The organism is Pseudomonas sp. D5(2026), assembly GCF_057766845.1.
The window spans coordinates 4,491,273-4,509,511 of sequence record NZ_CM173421.1; the positions used below are offsets into that span (position 1 = coordinate 4,491,273).

Annotated in this window: 18 protein-coding genes; 12 read left to right on the forward strand and 6 right to left on the reverse strand. The window is 62.6% G+C overall.

Going from position 1 to position 18,239, the window contains the following annotated elements:
- Positions 1-44 precede the first annotated feature (44 nt).
- Complete coding sequence (nadB, locus tag AC3B5Q_RS20785; RefSeq protein WP_021785742.1) at positions 45-1,649, forward strand: L-aspartate oxidase; 1,605 nt, start codon at positions 45-47, stop codon at positions 1,647-1,649.
- A gap of 117 nt (positions 1,650-1,766) precedes the next feature.
- Here the strand turns inward: nadB and AC3B5Q_RS20790 are convergent, their stop codons facing one another.
- Positions 1,767-2,225, reverse strand: a complete 459-nt coding sequence (locus AC3B5Q_RS20790) for a protein YgfX (protein ID WP_103463001.1) — start codon at positions 2,223-2,225, stop codon at positions 1,767-1,769.
- Positions 2,209-2,463 (reverse strand): FAD assembly factor SdhE, encoded by a 255-nt coding sequence (locus AC3B5Q_RS20795; RefSeq protein ID WP_003252043.1) that lies wholly within the window; start codon positions 2,461-2,463, stop codon positions 2,209-2,211. Before AC3B5Q_RS20795 ends, AC3B5Q_RS20790 begins: the two co-directional genes overlap by 17 nt.
- A 133-nt stretch (positions 2,464-2,596) precedes the next feature.
- Between AC3B5Q_RS20795 and ygfZ the strand changes: the two genes are divergently transcribed.
- Together ygfZ and AC3B5Q_RS20805 are read left to right on the forward strand one after the other, a co-directional pair.
- A complete protein-coding gene (ygfZ, locus tag AC3B5Q_RS20800; RefSeq protein ID WP_021785744.1) occupies positions 2,597-3,538 on the forward strand; it encodes a CAF17-like 4Fe-4S cluster assembly/insertion protein YgfZ in 942 nt (313 codons plus the stop codon).
- A gap of 55 nt (positions 3,539-3,593) precedes the next feature.
- A complete protein-coding gene (locus tag AC3B5Q_RS20805) occupies positions 3,594-4,400 on the forward strand; it encodes an HDOD domain-containing protein (RefSeq protein ID WP_028698136.1) in 807 nt (268 codons plus the stop codon).
- Between the two features lie 63 nt (positions 4,401-4,463).
- On the opposite strand, the gene tctE is transcribed toward AC3B5Q_RS20805, so the two are convergent.
- Together tctE and tctD are read right to left on the reverse strand one after the other, a co-directional pair.
- The gene (tctE, locus tag AC3B5Q_RS20810; RefSeq protein WP_021785745.1) at positions 4,464-5,843 is read right to left on the reverse strand and encodes a two-component system sensor histidine kinase TctE; all 1,380 of its coding nucleotides are present in this window, start codon (positions 5,841-5,843) and stop codon (positions 4,464-4,466) included.
- Positions 5,836-6,507 carry a two-component system response regulator TctD gene (gene tctD / locus AC3B5Q_RS20815; protein WP_021785746.1) on the reverse strand — a complete coding sequence of 224 codons (672 nt, stop codon included), beginning with the start codon at positions 6,505-6,507 and terminating at the stop codon, positions 5,836-5,838. The genes tctE and tctD overlap by 8 nt, the downstream gene beginning before the upstream one ends.
- Positions 6,508-6,707: 200 nt before the next feature.
- Between tctD and AC3B5Q_RS20820 the strand changes: the two genes are divergently transcribed.
- The 6 genes from AC3B5Q_RS20820 to AC3B5Q_RS20845 all read left to right on the forward strand — a co-directional run bounded on the left by AC3B5Q_RS20820 (position 6,708) and on the right by AC3B5Q_RS20845 (position 13,890).
- Positions 6,708-7,997 (forward strand): OprD family porin, encoded by a 1,290-nt coding sequence (locus tag AC3B5Q_RS20820; protein ID WP_021785747.1) that lies wholly within the window; start codon positions 6,708-6,710, stop codon positions 7,995-7,997.
- Positions 7,998-8,043: 46 nt separating this feature from the next.
- A complete protein-coding gene (locus AC3B5Q_RS20825; protein ID WP_021785748.1) occupies positions 8,044-9,024 on the forward strand; it encodes a Bug family tripartite tricarboxylate transporter substrate binding protein in 981 nt (326 codons plus the stop codon).
- A 68-nt stretch (positions 9,025-9,092) separates the two neighbouring features.
- Entirely contained in the window at positions 9,093-9,551 is a 459-nt protein-coding gene (locus AC3B5Q_RS20830; RefSeq protein WP_084850814.1) for a tripartite tricarboxylate transporter TctB family protein, read from the forward strand.
- Between the two features lie 3 nt (positions 9,552-9,554).
- A complete protein-coding gene (locus AC3B5Q_RS20835) occupies positions 9,555-11,069 on the forward strand; it encodes a tripartite tricarboxylate transporter permease (protein WP_021785750.1) in 1,515 nt (504 codons plus the stop codon).
- Positions 11,062-12,117, forward strand: a complete 1,056-nt coding sequence (locus tag AC3B5Q_RS20840) for an AbrB family protein (RefSeq protein ID WP_021785751.1) — start codon at positions 11,062-11,064, stop codon at positions 12,115-12,117. Before AC3B5Q_RS20835 ends, AC3B5Q_RS20840 begins: the two co-directional genes overlap by 8 nt.
- A 90-nt stretch (positions 12,118-12,207) precedes the next feature.
- The gene (locus AC3B5Q_RS20845) at positions 12,208-13,890 is read left to right on the forward strand and encodes a bifunctional metallophosphatase/5'-nucleotidase (protein WP_488392727.1); all 1,683 of its coding nucleotides are present in this window, start codon (positions 12,208-12,210) and stop codon (positions 13,888-13,890) included.
- A 27-nt stretch (positions 13,891-13,917) separates the two neighbouring features.
- Here the strand turns inward: AC3B5Q_RS20845 and ung are convergent, their stop codons facing one another.
- Complete coding sequence (gene ung, locus AC3B5Q_RS20850) at positions 13,918-14,610, reverse strand: uracil-DNA glycosylase (RefSeq protein WP_103469429.1); 693 nt, start codon at positions 14,608-14,610, stop codon at positions 13,918-13,920.
- A gap of 126 nt (positions 14,611-14,736) precedes the next feature.
- Between ung and dspII the strand changes: the two genes are divergently transcribed.
- Positions 14,737-15,843 (forward strand): enoyl-CoA hydratase/isomerase DspII, encoded by a 1,107-nt coding sequence (gene dspII, locus AC3B5Q_RS20855; RefSeq protein WP_103469430.1) that lies wholly within the window; start codon positions 14,737-14,739, stop codon positions 15,841-15,843.
- A gap of 44 nt (positions 15,844-15,887) precedes the next feature.
- Here dspII and AC3B5Q_RS20860 read toward each other — a convergent pair whose 3' ends face one another.
- Positions 15,888-16,337, reverse strand: a complete 450-nt coding sequence (locus AC3B5Q_RS20860) for a hypothetical protein (protein WP_028698138.1) — start codon at positions 16,335-16,337, stop codon at positions 15,888-15,890.
- Between the two features lie 212 nt (positions 16,338-16,549).
- On the opposite strand from AC3B5Q_RS20860, the gene AC3B5Q_RS20865 reads away from it, so the two are divergent.
- Complete coding sequence (locus AC3B5Q_RS20865; protein WP_021785756.1) at positions 16,550-18,031, forward strand: sensor domain-containing diguanylate cyclase; 1,482 nt, start codon at positions 16,550-16,552, stop codon at positions 18,029-18,031.
- Positions 18,024-18,236, forward strand: a complete 213-nt coding sequence (locus AC3B5Q_RS20870; protein WP_021785757.1) for a cysteine-rich CWC family protein — start codon at positions 18,024-18,026, stop codon at positions 18,234-18,236. The genes AC3B5Q_RS20865 and AC3B5Q_RS20870 overlap by 8 nt, the downstream gene beginning before the upstream one ends.
- The last annotated feature ends 3 nt before the right edge of the window (positions 18,237-18,239 follow it).

Below are 18,239 nucleotides of genomic sequence, written 5' to 3' on the forward strand. Positions count from 1 at the left end.
GACCATTGTGCCGTGCCCCTCCCAAAGATTACTAGTGTCCCGACATGAGCCAACAATTCCAACATGATGTCCTGGTGATCGGCAGCGGTGCCGCCGGTCTCAGCCTGGCACTTAACCTCCCCAGCCACCTTCGCGTAGCCGTGTTGAGCAAGGGCGACCTGGCGAACGGCTCGACCTTCTGGGCCCAGGGCGGCGTCGCTGCCGTACTGGACAATACCGATACTGTGCAGTCGCATGTCGAGGACACCCTCAATGCCGGCGGCGGGCTGTGCCATGAAGATGCAGTGCGCTTTACCGTCGAGCACAGCCGCGAAGCGATCCAGTGGCTGATCGAGCAAGGCGTACCCTTCACCCGCGATGAGCACTATAGCGTCGACGATGGCGGCTTCGAGTTCCACCTCACCCGTGAAGGTGGCCACAGTCACCGGCGCATCATCCACGCCGCCGACGCTACCGGCGCAGCAATTTTCACCACGCTGCTGGAACAGGCTCGCCAGCGCCCGAACATCCAGCTGCTGGAGCAGCGGGTGGCGGTCGACCTGATCACTGAGCGCCGCCTGGGGCTACCCGGCCAACGCTGCCTTGGCGCCTACGTGCTCGACCGCAATACCGGCGAGGTAGACACTTTCGGCGCGCGCTTCACCGTGCTGGCCACGGGCGGTGCGGCCAAGGTCTACCTCTATACCAGCAACCCCGATGGTGCCTGCGGCGACGGTATCGCCATGGCCTGGCGGGCCGGCTGCCGGGTGGCGAACCTGGAATTCAACCAGTTCCACCCCACCTGCCTGTATCACCCGCAGGCCAAGAGTTTCCTGATCACCGAAGCCCTGCGCGGCGAGGGCGCCCTGCTGCGCCTGCCCAACGGCGAACGCTTCATGCCGCGCTTCGACCCACGCGAAGAGCTGGCCCCACGGGACATCGTGGCCCGCGCCATCGACCACGAGATGAAGCGCCTGGGCGTGGACTGCGTATACCTGGACATCACTCACAAGCCTGCGGACTTCATCAAGAGCCACTTCCCCACCGTGTACGAGCGCTGCCTGGCCTTTGGCATCGATATCACCCGTCAGCCGATCCCGGTGGTGCCAGCGGCGCATTACACCTGCGGCGGAGTGATGGTCGACGATTGCGGCCACACCGACGTGCCTGGCTTGTATGCCATCGGCGAAACCAGTTTCACCGGCCTGCACGGCGCCAACCGCATGGCCAGCAACTCGCTGCTGGAATGTTTTGTATATGGTCGCGCCGCCGCTGCTGACATCCAGGCGCACCTGGAGCAAGTGGCCATGCCCAAGGCCCTGCCCGGCTGGGACGCCAGCCAGGTGACCGACTCGGACGAGGACGTGATCATTGCGCACAACTGGGACGAACTGCGGCGCTTCATGTGGGACTACGTCGGCATCGTACGCACCAGCAAGCGCCTGCAGCGGGCCCAGCACCGCATTCGTCTGCTGCTGGATGAAATCGACGAGTTCTACAGCAACTACAAGGTCAGCCGTGACCTGATCGAGTTGCGCAACCTGGCGCAGGTGGCCGAACTGATGATCCTGTCCGCCATGCAGCGCAAGGAAAGCCGTGGGTTGCATTACACACTGGATTATCCGGGGATGCTGGACGAGGCCAAGGACACCATCCTTAGCCCGCTCTGAAACAGCGTCGCGGCCTTCGCGGGCTCGCCCGCTCCCACAAAGGGTTAACTGCCTTGCAGTTTTGCGCAGTAGCTGTGGAAGCGGGCGAGCCCGCGAAGAATCCAACCCGGCCTTGATCTATGCCCGGCCCACCGCGGCCCAGCGCCGCCGGCTGAACTTCAACCGCACCCGCAATCGCCGATGCTCATCCGGCCCCAGCGCATCCCCCGGTACGCACTGGCTCTGCCCCAACCACCGCCCCGCCCGCTCAAAGCGCAACACCACCAGCCCAGGCAAAGCCAGGCTATCCCGGCACAAGCGCACTGACTGCCACCCGCAGGCACGGCTGAACACCTGCCAGCCCCGCACATCACGGCGCAGGCCGACAACAGCCTGGTCATGGGTCAGCAGGATACGTCGGGGAATGGCCCAGCCAGCGTGGGCCGTGCAGGCGGTGACAACCGAAAAGGCCAACCACCCGGGCAGCGGGCTCGCCCACACGGCAAGCCACGCCAGTACCTGACAAGCCAGGTAGGCCGCCAGCAGCAGGCGCGAGCCTTGCCAGCGGCACTCGAAGCATTCACTTGGGCTGGACACGGTCCAGAATGATGCGGACCATGCGCTGCAGTTCCGGGTCTTCGGACTCGGTGCGCTCCATGAACCAGCCGAACATGTCCTGATCCTCGCAGCTCAAGAGACGCACGTACAGTTCACGGTCGGTCTCATTGAGGGTGGGGTAGACTTCCTGGGTGAAAGGCACCAGCAGTACGTCCAGTTCCAGCATGCCGCGGCGGCTGTGCCAGAAAAGCCGGTTGAGTTCAGTTTGTTCGACCATGGGGCCCTCCTCGAATGGGCCGCCAGTATACAGCCAGGCGCGCGAAGCGACACCGGGCGTTGGTCTAGTCACCTACCTATTTTGTTACCGGCGTTCTATGATGGCCGCCAGTCTTTAGCCACCGCGATGACCCATGGCCGATTCCGCTTTCTTCTGCCCCCTGTCCCACGAGGGCATCCTCGCCGTCCGCGGCTCCGATGCAGGCAAGTTCCTGCAAGGCCAGCTGACCTGCAACATCAACTATCTCAGCCAGGAATACGCCAGCCTCGGCGCCCGCTGCATGGTCAAGGGGCGCATGCAGTCGAGCTTCCGCATAGTGCCCGAAGGCAACGGCTACCTGCTGGCCATGGCCAGCGAATTGCTTGACGCGCAACTGGCCGACCTGAAAAAGTACGCCGTGTTCTCCAAGGCCACGCTGACCGACGAAAGCACCGCTTGGGCACGCTTCGGCCTGCAAGGTGGCGACTCTGTTCTGCAGGCGCTGGGGCTTGTCGTGCCCGCAGCCGCCGGTAGCACCGTGCGCCATGATGGGCTGATCGCCATCACCGCATCCGCTGGCCGTGTTGAACTGTGGGTGCCGGCGGCGAACGCAGAGCCTGTACGCCAGGCCCTTGCCGCAGCGCTGCCCGAAGGGGGTATCAACGACTGGCTGCTGGGGCAGATTCGTGCAGGTATCGGCCAGGTCATGGGCCCGACCCGTGAGCTGTTCATCCCGCAGATGATCAACCTGCAGGCCGTCGACGGCGTCAGCTTCAAGAAAGGCTGTTACACCGGCCAGGAAATCGTCGCCCGCATGCAGTACCTGGGAAAACTCAAACGCCGCCAGTACCGCCTGGCACTGGACCAGCAGGCCATTCCTGCCCCGGGCGCCGAGATTTTCTCGCCCACCCATGGTTCGTCGGTCGGTGAAGTGGTCATTGCTGCCGGCAACGGCGCGGGCTGCGAACTGCTTGCCGTGCTCAGCGCCGAGGCAGTGGAAGACGGCAACCTGCACCTGGGCAGCCTCGAAGGCCCGCGCCTGCAGGTACTGACCCTGCCTTACGAACTGGACCGCGACCGGGAAATCCAGCGCTGACCAGCCTGCCCCACCCCTGTGGCGGGGCCGCACCACCACTGCGGTAGACATGCCCATGAACAAGCTGGCCGAGTTGGTTCAAGCACAATTGCTCGACGCCATCGAAAAGGATGACCTGGTCCTGCCCACCCTGCCCGAAGTTGCCTTGAGCATCCGCGAAGCAGCGGAAGACAGCGAGATCAGCGTAGCGGCCCTGAGCAAGGTGATCGGTCGCGACGCGGCCCTTTCAGCGCGCCTGATCAAGGTCGTCAACAGCCCACTGCTGCGTGCTGCGGTCGAGGTTACCGACCTGCACACCGCCATCACGCGACTAGGCATCAACTACAGCTGCAACCTGGCCATCGGCCTGGTGATCGAGCAGATTTTCCATGCCCGCTCGCCGGCAGTCGAGCAGAAACTGCGCGATATCTGGGCCAGTAGCCTGGAAGTGGCGGGCATCAGCTACGAAATCTGCCGCCGCTTTACACCTCTCAAGCCTGACCAGGCCACCTTGGGTGGGCTGGTCAACCAGATTGGCGCGCTGCCGGTACTCATCTATGCCGAAGAGCACAACGAACTGTTGTCCGACCCGGTTTGCCTGCATTACGTGATCGAGCAACTCCAGCCCGTGCTGGGGGACAAGATCCTCAAGGCCTGGGAGTTTCCGGAGCAGTTGGTCCACCTGCCAAGCCAGGTTCATGACCTGGACCGCCAGACGGACAAGATCGATTACATCGACATCGTGCAGATCGCCCGCTGCATCAGCCAGCGCGGGCGCCACCGGCCATTGGCTGCGCTACCGGCTTACCGCCATCTGGGGCTGCCGTTTGGCACCGAGCTGGAGGTCGATGAACTGCTGGAAGCGCGGAGCATGTTGCGCTGAGCTGTAACAGCCTGCCAGGGCCTTTTCGCGGTGAACCGCGAAAGGGTCGACACAGGCAAGCCATCAATCCGCTATAAAACTCACCCGTACCCGCAACCCGCCCTTCTCACCATCATGCAGGCTCACCTGCGCCAGGTGCGCCCGACAGATCTCGCCAACGATCGCCAGCCCTAACCCACTGCCCTGCGCGCTTCGCCGGTAGAACCGTTCGAACACACGCTCGCGCTCGGCCTCGGGAATACCTGGCCCGTCGTCTTCCACTTCCAGCACTGCCGGCGCCTTTACCCGCAAAATCACATTGCCACCCGCTGGCGTATGCGCCAAGGCATTGTCCACCAGGTTGCTCAACAACTCGTTGAGCAACGTCGGCTCCCCTTTCAGCCATACCGGCGCCTCGGCCTCCAGCGCCAGCGCCACCCCGCGCTTGTGCGCCAAAGGCGCCATGGCCATGCCCAGCTCGCGGGCCAACTGGCTCAAATCCAGACGCTGCGCACCGCCTTCGGCGATTGCCCGTGCGCCATTCTCGACCCGCGCCAACGACAACAACTGGTTGGCCAGGTGAGTCAGCCTGTCGGTACCCTGGGCTGCAGACTCCAAGGTCTGCCGCCACTCCTGTGGCTCGGCCGAGCGCAAGCCCAGCTCGACACGTGCCTTCAACGCCGCCAGCGGCGTTCGCAGTTCGTGGGCCGCGTCGGCAATGAACTGCGCCTGGCGCTCGAACTGGCCGCGCAAGCGCTCGGTAAAGTGGTTCAAGGCACGCACCAGCGGGCTCAGCTCACGCTGTACCTGTACCACCGGCAACGCTCGCAAGTCGTCCGGCTGGCGTTCTTCCACTGCTGTGCGCAGGCGCTCCAACGGACGCAACGCGGCACTCACGGCAAACCACACCATCACCAACGCCCCCAGTGCCAGCATGCCCAGGCGCAGCAGGGTATCGGCCATCAACCCTCGGGCCATACGCACCCGCGCTTCCTCGGTTTCGGCTACGCGGATTTCTGCCATGCCGTTCATGTTCGGCTCGCTTACCGGCTTCAGCAGGCTGACCACACGAACGTCCTGACCAAGGTAAGTGGCGTTGTAGAACCGTGCCAATGCCGGATAGTCATCGGTGCGCGGTGTGCCAGGCGGCGGTGGCGGCAGGTTCTCATAGCCAGAAATCAGCCTTTGCTTGATATCCAGCACCTGATAGTAAATGCGCCCCGCACTGTCATAGGCGAACGTGTCCAGCGCCACGTAAGGCACATCCGCGCTCAACGAACCATCGCGCTGCGACAGGCCCGCGGCGATGGTCCTCGCCGAAGCCAGCAGGGTGCGGTCGTAAGCGGTGTCGGCGGCCTCGCGGCCATTCCAGTAGGCGCTAAGGCCGCTGGCCAGCATCAGCACCACCAGCAACAGTGCCAAATTACCCAGCAAGCGCCCGCGCAGGCTGCCGTTGTCACGCATCGCGGTGCTCAAGCAAATAGCCCAGGCCGCGGAAAGTGACGATGGCCACAGGGTGCCCGTCGAGCTTCTTGCGCAGCCGGTGAATGTAGATTTCGATGGCATCAGGGCTGGCTTCTTCGTCCAGGCCAAACACCTGGGCAGCCAACTGCTCCTTGCTCATCACTCGGCCAGGACGAGCGATCAGCGCTTCCAGCACACTCTGCTCGCGCGAAGTCAGCGCCAGGTTGTCGTCACCGAGGGTGAAGCGCCGGGTGTCCAGGTCATACACCAACGGCCCACAACGTTGCTGGCGCTCGCCACCGAGCACACTGCGGCGCAGCAAGGCCTTGACCCGCGCCTCCAGCTCGGTCAGCTCAAACGGCTTGGCCAGATAATCGTCGGCGCCCAGGTTCAGGCCATGGACCCGGTCCTTGACGTCGCTGCGCGCAGTCAGCATCAGCACTGGCAAGGTCTTGCCACGACCTCGCAAGCGCGCCAACACCTCAAAGCCGTCCATGCGCGGCAGGCCGACATCCAGCACGGCCACGGCGTATTCCTCACTGGCCAGCGCCAAGTCGGCCGCCACGCCGTCATGCAGCACATCTACGGTCAGGCCATGGCTTTTCAAGGCCTGGGCCACGCTTTCGGCCAGTTGCAGGTGGTCTTCGACCAGCAGCACACGCATCGGGTTCTCCCTGCTCGGGTGGGACGGTGGCGCGGAGTGTACCGCTGTCATCACGCCTGTGAAGCCCCTCGTGACAAACCTTTCACGCTGAAAGGTTAGCGAAAGGTTCGTTGCCTAGCATCGCACCACGGTCGCCCTTCGCGCCGAAAAAAGCACCAGCAAGGTGCAACGAATAAGAACAATAAACGGAGTCCTCGACGATGCTGTCATCGCAGCCGCAGGCGTTCGCGCCTACCCGTTCCTTTATCGCACGCCCCTCGGCCATCGCCAGCGCCCTCGCGCTTGCCGGTGTCGCCCCGATGAGCCAGGCCGCCTTCTTCGAAGACAGCACGGCCACCTTCGAAACCCGCAACATGTACTTCAATCGCGACTTCCGCGACGGCACCAGCGCGCAGCAATCCAAGCGCGATGAATGGGCCCAGGGCTTCATGCTCAATTTCGAGTCTGGCTACACCGATGGCACCGTGGGCTTTGGCCTGGACGCATTGGGCATGCTCGGCATCAAGCTCGACTCCAGCCCGGACCGTGCCAACAGCGGCCTGCTGCCGACCCACGATGACGGCAAGGCTGCCGACGAATACTCCAAGCTGGGCCTGACCGGCAAGGTGAAGATCTCCCAGACTGAACTCAAGATCGGCTCCCTGATCCCCGAACTGCCGACGCTGCAGCCCAACGATGGGCGTATCCTGCCGCAAACCTTCGAGGGCGGCCTGCTCACCTCCAAGGAGATCAAGGGCCTGACCTTCACCGGTGGCCGCATAGACAAGGCCAAGGACCGCAACGACACCAACTGGGAAGACCTGGCGCTGAACAACAAGAACGGCCGCTTCGGTGGCTCTTTCAACGCTGACAACCTGGCTCTGGGCGGGCTCGACTACCAGTTCACCGACCGCATCACCGGCAGCTACCACTTCGCCCAGCTCGACGATATTTACCGCCAGCACTTCATCGGCATGGTCGCCACCCAACCATGGGGCCCGGGCACCTTGGGTGCCGACCTGCGCCTTGCCATGAGTGACGACGCTGGCGCAGCCAAGGCCGGCAACATCGACAACACCACCTTCAACGGCATGCTCAGCTATGCCCTGGGCGGGCACAAGGTCAGCGCTGCCTGGCAGCAGTTGTCTGGCGAAAGCGCCTTCCCGTATGTGGATGGCGCCAACCCGTACCTGGTCAACTTCGTCCAGATCAACGACTTCGCCGGGGCCGACGAACGCTCCTGGCAGGCGCGCTACGACTACAACTTCGCCGCGCTCGGCGTACCGGGCCTGACCTTCATGACCCGTTATGTCAGCGGTGACAACGTCAGCCGGGCTGCCGGTGGCGAAGGCAAAGAGTGGGAACGCAACACCGAACTGAAGTACGTGGTACAAAGCGGCCCGTTGAAGAACGTCGCCGTGCGCCTGCGCAACGCTACCTTCCGCTCCAACTTCGCCCGTGACGCGGATGAAGTGAGGCTGTTGGTCAGCTACAGCGTGGCGCTGTGGTAACCCCATAGCGGTAATCCGATAACAACAACGCTCACGGAGATCGACGATGACCTTTTCACTGCGCCGCCTCGTCCTCGCTACCGGCTGCCTGCTGTTGGCCGGCAACGCCCTCGCTGCAGAACCGAAACGCCCCGAATGCATCGCACCCGCCTCACCCGGTGGTGGCTTCGACCTGACCTGCAAGCTGGTGCAAAGCGCACTGGTACAAGAAAAGATCCTCAGCAAGCCAATGCGCGTCACCTACATGCCCGGCGGTGTCGGCGCGGTCGCCTACAACGCCGTGGTCGCCCAGCGCCCGGCAGACGCCGGCACGCTGGTGGCCTGGTCCAGCGGCTCGCTGCTTAACCTGGCCCAGGGCAAGTTCGGCCGTTTCGACGAAAACGCGGTGAAATGGCTGGCTGCCGTCGGCACCAGCTACGGTGCCATCGCGGTGAAGAGCGACTCGCCCTACAAGACCCTTGATGATCTGGTCGCCGCGCTGAAGAAAGACCCGAGCAAGGTCGTGATCGGTTCCGGCGGTACCGTCGGCAGCCAGGACTGGATGCAGACCGCGTTGATCGCCAAGGCCGCTGGCATAAACCCGCGCGACCTGCGCTACGTGGCCCTGGAAGGCGGTGGCGAAATCGCCACGGCACTGCTGGGTGGTCACATCCAGGTCGGCTCTACCGACATTTCCGACTCCATGCCGCACATCCAGAGCGGCAACATGCGCCTCCTCGCAGTGTTCTCGGAAAATCGCCTGGACGAGCCGGAAATGAAAGACATCCCGACGGCCAAGGAACAGGGCTACGACATCGTCTGGCCGGTGGTGCGTGGTTTCTACCTGGGGCCAAAGGTGAGCGATGAGGATTACGCCTGGTGGAAGGCCTCGTTCGACAAGATGCTGGCCTCAGAGGACTTCGCCAAGCTGCGAGACCAGCGCGAGCTGTTCCCGTTCGCCATGACCGGCGAAGAGCTGGACGGCTATGTGAAGAAGCAAGTGGCTGACTACAAGGCACTGGCCAAGGAATTCGGCCTGATCCAGTAAGCCTTCCACGACCTTTCATAGCCCTTGTGGGTGCGGGTCTACCCGCGCCCACAATCGAGGATTCCCCAATGATCCTTCAACGCATTTTCGCCCTGGCCCTGCTTGCGGTGTGTGCCGCCCTGGCCGTCATGGCCTGGCCCTACCAGGCTGCATTTTCCTATGAACCGGTGGGCCCGCGCGCTTACCCGTTGCTGGTGCTCGGCCTGATGGGGCTGGGGCTGCTGTACCTGGTATTCCGCCCAACGCCCATCGTGCGCAAGGACGACGAACCGGAACTCGATCGCGAGACCCTGATCAAGATCGCCGCCTGTGTCGGCCTGCTGCTCGTCTTCGCCGCCACCTTCGAAGCCCTCGGCTTCATCCTCAGCGCTGTCCTGGTCGGCCTGCCCATGGCCCGCCTGTACGGTGGCCGCGGGCTGCGCAGCGCCATCGTGGTGGTCGGCATGAGCATCTTCCTCTACTGGCTGTTCGACCGCGTGATGGACGTGCCCCTGCCCCTTGGCCTGCTGAGCGTACTGGAGAACTGACACATGGATACCTTGAGCTACCTGGGCCAGGGCTTCGGCATTGCCCTGTCCCCCTACAACCTGGTCACCGCCCTCTCCGGCACCTTGATCGGTACCGTGGTCGGCCTGCTGCCGGGCCTGGGCCCGATCAATGGCGTGGCCCTGCTGATCCCCATCGCCTTTGCCCTCGGCCTGCCGCCGGAATCGGCGCTGATCCTGCTGGCTGCGGTGTACCTGGGCTGCGAATATGGCGGGCGTATCAGCTCGATCCTGCTGAACATCCCGGGCGAAGCCTCGACCGTCATGACCACCCTCGATGGTTACCCGATGGCCCGCCAGGGTCTGGCCGGTGTTGCCCTGTCGCTGTCGGCCTGGAGTTCGTTCATCGGCGCCTTCATCGCCACCTGCGGCATGGTGCTGTTCGCCCCGCTGCTGGCGAAATGGGCCATCGCCTTCGGCCCTGCGGAGTATTTTGTGCTGATGGTGTTCGCCATCGTCGCGCTGGGTGGAATGGCCGGTGACAAACCACTGAAAACCTTCATTGCCGCACTCATCGGCCTGTTCCTGTCGGCGGTCGGCATCGACGCCAACAGCGGCGTGTACCGTTTCACCGGTGACAGCGTGCACCTGGCCGACGGCATTCAGTTCGTGGTGCTCGTGCTGGGCCTGTTCTCCATCAGCGAAATCCTCCTGCTGCTGGAAAAGACCCACCATGGCCACCAGGCAGTCAAGGCTACCGGCCGCATGCTGTTCAACTTCAAGGAAGCGGCCTCGGTGTTCCTGGTCAACATCCGTTGCGGCCTGCTCGGTTTCATCATGGGTGTTCTACCCGGCGCCGGCGCAACGCTGGCCAGCGCCGTGGCCTACATGACCGAGAAGCGCCTGGCGGGTGAAAGCGGCAAGTTCGGCAAGGGCGATGCCCGTGGCCTGGCAGCGCCAGAAACTGCCATTGGTGCGTCCTGCTGTGGCGCCCTGGTACCGATGCTGACCTTGGGCGTACCCGGCTCCGGCACCACGGCGGTGATGATCGGCGCCCTGACCCTGTACAACATCACCCCTGGCCCACTGCTGTTCGAGCAGCAGCCAGATATCGTCTGGGGCCTGATTGCCTCGCTGTTCGTCGCCAACATCATGCTGGTGATCCTCAACATCCCGATGATCCGCATCTTCACCCGTATCCTCGCCGTGCCAAACTGGGCGCTGGTGCCGGTGATCGCCATCATCACCGCGATCGGCGTTTACGCCGTGCATGCCACTACCTTCGACCTGTTCCTCATGGTCGGCATCGGCATCATGGGCTACATCATGCGCAAACTGGACTTCCCTCTGTCGCCGATTCTGCTGGGCTTCATCCTCGGCGGGCTGATGGAGCAGAACCTGCGTCGGGCGCTGTCGATCTCCAATGGTGAACTGGGCATCCTCTGGTCGAGCCCGATCAGCATGGGTATCTGGGCGCTGGTAGTGGCAATGCTCGCCCTGCCGCTGCTGCGCATCTGGCGCAAACGCAGCCTGCAGCGCCGGGCCTTGGCCGATGCCTGATCGGTCGTTGCCATTGTTCGTCGCGACCGGGCTGGTCGGCCTTGCTGGCGGTTTTGCCGCCAGCAAGGTCGGCTGGCCTTTGCCATGGATGGTCGGTTCATTGCTGGCGATCATCCTGGTGCGCTGCCTGACGCCCTGGCAACTTTCGGAAATCCCCAACGGCCGCAAATGTGGGCAGTGGATCATCGGCATCGGCATCGGCCTGCACTTCACACCAGCGGTGATTGAGCAAGTAGCCAGCCATTTCGCGCTGATCTTCTTCGGGGCGTTGTTCACCACCCTGTCCAGCGTGATCAGCGTATGGCTGCTGCGGCAAACCGGCGAAGACCGTGCCACAGCGTTCTTTGCCAGCATGCCAGGCGGTTCGGGAGAAATGGTCAACCTTGGGGCGCGCAATGGCGCGGTGCTCAGCCAGGTGGCGGCAGCGCAGAGCTTGCGTGTGCTGGCAGTGGTGCTGTGCGTGCCGGTGCTGTTCAAGTTCTTGCTGGGTGACGGTGTACCACTGAACCACACCGGTAGCGTGAGCTGGGGCTGGCTGGCGCTGATTGCGCCCCTGGGCGTTGCCGTTGCCTTGCTCTGGCAGCGCTTGCGTCAGCCCAACCCATGGTTGTTCGGGCCATTGCTGGTAGCAGCTACGGTCAGCCTGGCCGGCAACCTGCAGATCGCCCTGCCCAATGGCGCCAGCCAGATCGGCCAGTGGCTCATCGGCAGCGGCCTGGCCTGCCATTTCAACCGCGCGTTTTTCCGCCGCGCACCGTCGTTCCTGGGGCGCACCTTGATGGCCACGGTGTTGTGCATGGCGATTGCCGCCACTGCTGCGTGGGTGCTGAGCATGATGACTGCACTGGACTTGCGTTCGCTGACACTGGGGATGATGCCTGGCGGGATTGCCGAAATGAGCCTCACGGCCGAAACGTTGCAGTTGTCGGTGCCACTGGTTACGGCGCTGCAGGTAATGCGCCTGATTCTGGTGTTGTTTCTTGCAGAACCGCTTTTCCGGTTGTGGGACAACAGGCATTCAAGCTGCAAGCACCCTGAAGATAGATAGTTACCACTTGCTCAATGCCCGGGTGAATAGAGTCGGATTGCTGCCCTGATCGCCAGCAAACCCACACTTCCCGGCATTCAAGAGGTAAAGATGAAAGTCCTTCTTTCTTGCAACTATCGCTCGGCTATTGCCTGGGCATGCCTTGCCTTTAGCGCAGGCAGTCTTGCCGCAGAGTCACCTGCCCCCGTCCAGATCAACGTCGTGGCTATCAATGATCTTCACGGCTACCTGGAACCCAACCCCCAAGACTACGCCGGCGCGCAAGGCGCTACCCGCCTGACCTACGGCGGCATCGCCACACTCGGCGCCATGCTCGATGAACTGCGAACGCAGGACCCCGATCTGCTGTTCATCGGCGCTGGCGACTTGATAGGGGGCAGCCCCGCCATTTCTGCGCTCTGGGCTGACGAGCCTGTGCTTGAGGCCTTGAACGCGATGGGCATGATCGTCAGCGCATCCGGGAACCACGAACTGGATGCAGGCAAGGCCGAGTTTCTTCGACAGATCCACGGAGGATGCGAGTCAACGCGCCCTGAAAAGGCTTGCAAGTTTCGCGGCAACTATCCGGGAAGTGGCTTCCCTTACATAGCGTCCAACCTGATCGATACCACTACGGGCAAACGCTTGTTACCGGCCTATCACATTCAACAGGTAAAAGGGGTCAAGATAGCGTTCGTCGGTGCAGTACCGCGCAACATGGAAAAAGTGGTTTCGGCCAGAGCATTCGCAGGGCTCAAGGCCACAGATGAAGCGCAAGCCATCAATGACGTGATTCCGGAGCTCAAAGCCAAAGGTGTCAATGCAATCATTGCGGTCATGCACCAAGGAGGGGATACCGCCGAGCCGTTCGACACGAAGGATTGCAGTCAGCTGGGCGGTGCGATCGTCGACGTGGCGAAGCGGCTGGATCCTGCGGTAGATGCCGTCATCAGCGGTCACTCGCATGCCAGCTATCAATGCAAGGTGGGTGATCTGAGCATCACTCAGGCTGGCAAATACGGCCACTTCCTGACTCAGTTGAAGTTGCAGGTGACGCCAGGCACCCATCACGTCACGAACATCACCGCCCGCAATATTCCTGCTGACCCACAGAACTACCTGCCGAATGCCAAGTTGACGAGTTTGCTGGAGGAAGTGCGTCAGCGGTCCGGGGAAAAACTGCTCGAACCCATAGGACGCATCTCGACGGCAGAACTTGACCGCGAAGAAAATGCCGCCGGTGAAACAACCTTGGGGAACCTGGTCACGGATGCCCAATTGGCCATGACCCAAGCGTTTCAGACACAGGTTGCCTTTCTCAACCTGGGTGGGCTGCGAAGTGACCTGATACAACCTGCCGATAGCGACCTGACCTACGAACAATTATTCGCCGTACAACCGTTCAATAACCCTCTGATAGTTCAGGAACTGACAGGCAGGCAGATTACCGAACTGCTCAACCTTCAATGGAACAGGGGCAGTTTCAATCCGCTGCAAGTATCGAAGGGTTTTCATTATGAGTGGGATGGTTCACGGCCTGTCGGCAGCCGTGTCGTCGAGGGGAGTGTGCGTCTTCACGGCAAACCCGTTGAGCCGTTGACCCATTATCGCGTCGTCAGCAACCTTTTCCTGGCCGATGGTGGCGGTGGCTTGGCCACTTTCAAAGAAGGAAGGCGACGCCAGGACACCGGCATCACCGACCTTGAAGCCTTGGTGGAGTATGTGCGCCAGAACCATGAGCGGGGTATTGCAATTGGCCAGCGCAGCGAGCCGCGCATCAGCATGACGCCCTGAGCGATTGCGTACCCCACCCGCGGTTTCTCACAGTGGGGGCAGTGCCCAGTTGATGGGCCCGAGCCCCCGCTGCTCGAGGAAGCTGTTGGCACGACTGAAATGCCCGCAGCCGATGAACCCGCGATACGCCGACAGCGGTGAAGGATGGACCGACTTCAATACCAGGTGCTTGGTACCGTCGATCAGCTTCTGCTTGCTCTGCGCATGAGCCCCCCATAGCAGGAATACCACGTTCGGGCATTGCTCACTGACCACCTGGATGATCCGGTCGGTAAACAATTCCCAGCCTTTCTTGGCATGCGACGCGGCATTGGCGCGCTCGACGGTCATGGTCGTGTTGAGCAATAGAACGCCTTGTTCCGCCCAGCTCTGGAGGTAGCCGTGGCTGGGGATCGGGATGTTCAGGTCGCGCTGCAGCTCCTTGTAGATATTGACCAGCGACGGCGGCGTGGCCACGCCCGGTTGCACCGAGAAGCACAAGCCATGTGCCTGCCCCGGCCCGTGGTACGGGTCCTGACCGAGGATGACCACCTTCACCTGATCCAGCGGTGTCGAATTGAGCGCATTGAAGATCAGCGGCCCTGGCGGGTAGATCTCCTTGCCGGCAGCGTACTCGCCACGCAGGAACTGGCGCAGCTGGTGCATGTAAGGCTGGTCGAATTCACCGCGCAATGCGGCCTTCCAGCTGGGTTCGAGTTTGATGCGATCGTCTTCAGTCATGGGGCCTTCCATAAACAATGGCGCGACACTAGGTAAGCCCTTCGCGCTTGTCAAACGATCCGACCGACGACCGGCATGATCGGCCAGGCAAGCCATACTTGAGCGATGACTTGCGAGAGGTAGTCCATGACCATTCACTGCGAGGTACTCACCGGCGTCGATGGCGCCCGCATCGGCATCGCCACCCTGGATGCACCCAAGGCGCTCAATGCCCTGAACCTGCCGATGATCGAGGTGCTGGGCGAACAACTGCATGCCTGGGCCCGCGACCCGGGTATCGTCTGCGTGCTGCTGCGCGGCAACGGGGCAAAAGCCTTTTGCGCAGGCGGCGATGTACGTGCGCTGGTGCAAGCCTGCCGCGACCACCCCGGCAGTGTCCCGCCGTTGGCGGCCTCCTTCTTCGCCGCCGAATATCGCCTGGACTTTGCCCTGCACACCTACCCCAAACCGTTATTGTGCTGGGGTCATGGGCATGTCCTGGGTGGCGGCATGGGGCTGCTGCAAGGCGCCAACGTACGCATCGTCACACCCAGCAGCCGGCTGGCCATGCCGGAAATCAGCATCGGCCTTTACCCTGACGTAGGCGCCAGCTGGTTCCTGACCCGGCTGCCGGGCAAGCTGGGTTTGTTCTTCGGCCTGACAGGTGCACCGATCAACGCCCGCGATGCCCTTGACCTGGGCCTGGCTGACCGCTTTCTGGGCGAGCACCAGCAAGAAGCCTTGATCGAGGAGTTGCTGCAACTCAACTGGCAGGAGCAGACCGCCATACAACTGAATAGCCTGCTCAAGGCCGAGCAGCATCGTGCCTGCGCCGAGCTGCCTGATGCCCAGTGGTTGCCGCGACGGCAAGAGATCGATCAGTTACTCGACGTGGCTGATGCTGCCTCAGCCTGGCGCGCGCTGGAAAGGCTCAAGCAGCATGACGACCCATTGCTGGCCGATGCCGGTCAACGCCTGCATGAGGGTTGCCCGCTGACGGCGCATCTGGTCTGGGAGCAGATCCGCAGGGCGCGGTACCTGTCATTGGCGCAAGTGTTCCAGATGGAATACAGCATGAGCCTGAACTGTTGCCGCCACCCTGAATTCAGTGAAGGTGTGCGCGCTCGCCTGGTGGACAAAGACAATCAGCCGCGCTGGCACTGGCCTGATGTGGCGCAAGTGCCGGCGGCGGTAGTCGAGGCGCATTTTGCCAAGGCATGGGAAGGGCGGCACCCATTGGCGGATGTGGGTTAGCTTGCTGATCCGGGGGCTGCTTTTCAGCCCCCGCCTCCACTCACCTAGCGCTGCCAGTTTCCTCCTCGTCCCTGCCCGCGCCGCCCGTCCCAGCGGCCGCGGTCGTCCACCTGCCGATTGGAGTGCCGATCGCCCTGCCGGTAACGCTGGCTGCCATTGCGATAGTCATGGCGATCCCGGTCCTGCCTGTAGTCTTGCCGCTGGCGATTGCCATAGTCATGGCGCGGGTTGCCATGCCACTGGTTCATCCCTGGCTGCGCATATGGCCGGTAGTGGGGTGCAGGGGCCGCCCCACGGTAGTAACGGGGGGCAGGCTGATAGTAGTAGCGCGGGGCTGGCGCCACATAGTAGCGGTCATGGCGGTAATACCCCGGCGCCACATAGCGGTCGGTGGAGTAGTAGTCCGAACGGTAATAGCCCCCGCGCTCGTAGTACGGGGCGCAGGCGGAAGTCATCAGCCCCAGCAGGGTGACCAACAGGATTCGATAGGACATGGCGGCCTCCTGGACCGCTGGAGTGCCCGAGCAGCGGCGCTGGCGAGCGTCGACACGAGATAGGTCGGTCGACACTGAATAAGACAGTGGCGCGCAGGTGCAGTGCCATTCCTGCAATAACTTGATACAGGTGAAATAACCCTTAAAAACTTGCAGTCATTTGTCGGCCATCTCACTAGAATAAGCGGCTTGGCACACATCACGGGAAGATCATGCCCTTACGTTCCGCTCTGTTCTCGCAGCGCTCGCTGATCGTTACCCTGCTCGTGTTACTGGCCTGCGGCTTCCTGGCTACTTCGCTGCTCAGCTACTTCTCCTCGCGCAGCGCCATCCGCGACGGCATCATCAATACCGAATTGCCGCTGACCTCCGACACTGTCTACTCGGAAATCCAGAAAGACCTGATCCGCCCGGTGCTGATCGCCTCGATGATGGCCCAGGACACCTTCCTGCGCGACTGGGTGCTGTCCGGCGAGCAGGATACCGAACGAATGACCCGCTACCTGGGCGAGGTCACGGGCAAGCAGGACATCTTCACGTCCTTTTTCGTGTCCGATCGCACGCTGACCTACTACCAGGCCAAAGGTGTACTCAAGCATGTCGAACCAGGTACCTGGCGTGATGCCTGGTATTTCCGCCTGCGTGAACTCAAGGCCCCTTATGAGATCAACGTCGATCTGGACATGGCCAACCAGGACAGCCTGACCGTGTTCATCAACTACAAGGTGCACGACTACCAGCAACGCTTCATCGGCGCTGCAGGCGTAGGGCTGAGCGTATCGTCGGTGGTCAAGCTGATCGATCAGTACCAACGCCGCTACCAGCGTGCGGTGCTATTCACGGATGCCAAAGGCAAGGTGCTGCTGACCGGCTCCGAGGGCGGCCCGCATGGTTTGCAAGTCGGCCAGCGACTCAGCGACAACCCTGAGCTGAAGGACATGCTGGCCGAGCAGTTGGTGCCAGGTGAAGGCAGCCACGAGTACCATGACAGCGAAAACCACAGCCACTTTCTCAACGTGCGCCACCTGCCCGAACTGGACTGGTACCTGTTGGTGGACAAACGCGAAACCGGCATCCTCGACCGCATTCGCCACGCTTTGTACCTGAATCTGGCGATCTGTACGATGATCACCCTGGTGGTGCTGGCACTGGTGCATGCCATGGTCCGCCGCCACCAGGCCAGCACCGAAGCCTTGGCCACACTCGACAGCCTCACCGGCCTGCACAACCGGCGCAGCTTCGACCTGCTCGCCGCCCAGGCGCTGCGAGAAGCCCGGCGCGACAGCAGCCCACTGGTGGCCTTGCTGATCGACCTGGACCACTTCAAGGCGCTGAACGACACCCACGGCCACCTGGCAGGTGACGAAGTGCTACGCCAATTCGCCAATGTGCTGCAAGGCAGCCTGCGTCAGTCAGATATACTGTGCCGCTGGGGCGGCGAGGAATTCATCGTGCTACTGCGCGAAGCTGAAGGCCGCCAGGCCATCGAGGTGGCGGAAAAGATCCGCCGACGCACCGAGCAGCTGACCTTCAGTTACGACGACCAGCCGCTGCGGCTGACCACCAGCATCGGCCTGAGCAGCCTGCAACCGGGGGATACCCTGCACGCCCTGCTGACCCGCGCCGACCGCGCGCTTTATCGTGCCAAGCAGGCTGGCCGCAACCGCGTCTGCAGTGAAACACGCCATGAATGACCAGCAACTCTGCCCCGCTTGCGGTGCCCTCAACCAGTGCAGCCTGGCCGACCCACGCCGCGCCACCCAGGCTTGTTGGTGCTACAGCGTGACCATCGACCCGGCCGTGCTCCAGGCCCTGCCCGACGAACTGCGCAACAAGGCCTGTCTGTGCCCGCGCTGCGCCGCCGTTGAAGAACAGCTCCGTCCATCCGCTGCCCACTGATCG

Excerpts from the sequence above, each read along its gene's own strand:
- AC3B5Q_RS20840 (WP_021785751.1), top strand. The coding sequence starts at position 11,062 with ATGCCTGATCGGTCGTTGCCATTGTTCGTCGCGACCGGGCTGGTCGGC.
- tctD (WP_021785746.1), bottom strand. The coding sequence starts at position 6,507 with ATGCGTGTGCTGCTGGTCGAAGACCACCTGCAACTGGCCGAAAGCGTG.
- AC3B5Q_RS20845 (WP_488392727.1), top strand. The coding sequence starts at position 12,208 with ATGAAAGTCCTTCTTTCTTGCAACTATCGCTCGGCTATTGCCTGGGCA.
- ygfZ (WP_021785744.1), top strand. The coding sequence starts at position 2,597 with ATGGCCGATTCCGCTTTCTTCTGCCCCCTGTCCCACGAGGGCATCCTC.
- dspII (WP_103469430.1), top strand. The coding sequence starts at position 14,737 with ATGACCATTCACTGCGAGGTACTCACCGGCGTCGATGGCGCCCGCATC.
- nadB (WP_021785742.1), top strand. The coding sequence starts at position 45 with ATGAGCCAACAATTCCAACATGATGTCCTGGTGATCGGCAGCGGTGCC.
- AC3B5Q_RS20870 (WP_021785757.1), top strand. The coding sequence starts at position 18,024 with ATGAATGACCAGCAACTCTGCCCCGCTTGCGGTGCCCTCAACCAGTGC.
- ung (WP_103469429.1), bottom strand. The coding sequence starts at position 14,610 with ATGACTGAAGACGATCGCATCAAACTCGAACCCAGCTGGAAGGCCGCA.
- tctE (WP_021785745.1), bottom strand. The coding sequence starts at position 5,843 with ATGCGTGACAACGGCAGCCTGCGCGGGCGCTTGCTGGGTAATTTGGCA.
- AC3B5Q_RS20830 (WP_084850814.1), top strand. The coding sequence starts at position 9,093 with ATGATCCTTCAACGCATTTTCGCCCTGGCCCTGCTTGCGGTGTGTGCC.
- AC3B5Q_RS20835 (WP_021785750.1), top strand. The coding sequence starts at position 9,555 with ATGGATACCTTGAGCTACCTGGGCCAGGGCTTCGGCATTGCCCTGTCC.
- AC3B5Q_RS20860 (WP_028698138.1), bottom strand. The coding sequence starts at position 16,337 with ATGTCCTATCGAATCCTGTTGGTCACCCTGCTGGGGCTGATGACTTCC.
- AC3B5Q_RS20805 (WP_028698136.1), top strand. The coding sequence starts at position 3,594 with ATGAACAAGCTGGCCGAGTTGGTTCAAGCACAATTGCTCGACGCCATC.
- AC3B5Q_RS20795 (WP_003252043.1), bottom strand. The coding sequence starts at position 2,463 with ATGGTCGAACAAACTGAACTCAACCGGCTTTTCTGGCACAGCCGCCGC.
- AC3B5Q_RS20820 (WP_021785747.1), top strand. The coding sequence starts at position 6,708 with ATGCTGTCATCGCAGCCGCAGGCGTTCGCGCCTACCCGTTCCTTTATC.
- AC3B5Q_RS20825 (WP_021785748.1), top strand. The coding sequence starts at position 8,044 with ATGACCTTTTCACTGCGCCGCCTCGTCCTCGCTACCGGCTGCCTGCTG.
- AC3B5Q_RS20865 (WP_021785756.1), top strand. The coding sequence starts at position 16,550 with ATGCCCTTACGTTCCGCTCTGTTCTCGCAGCGCTCGCTGATCGTTACC.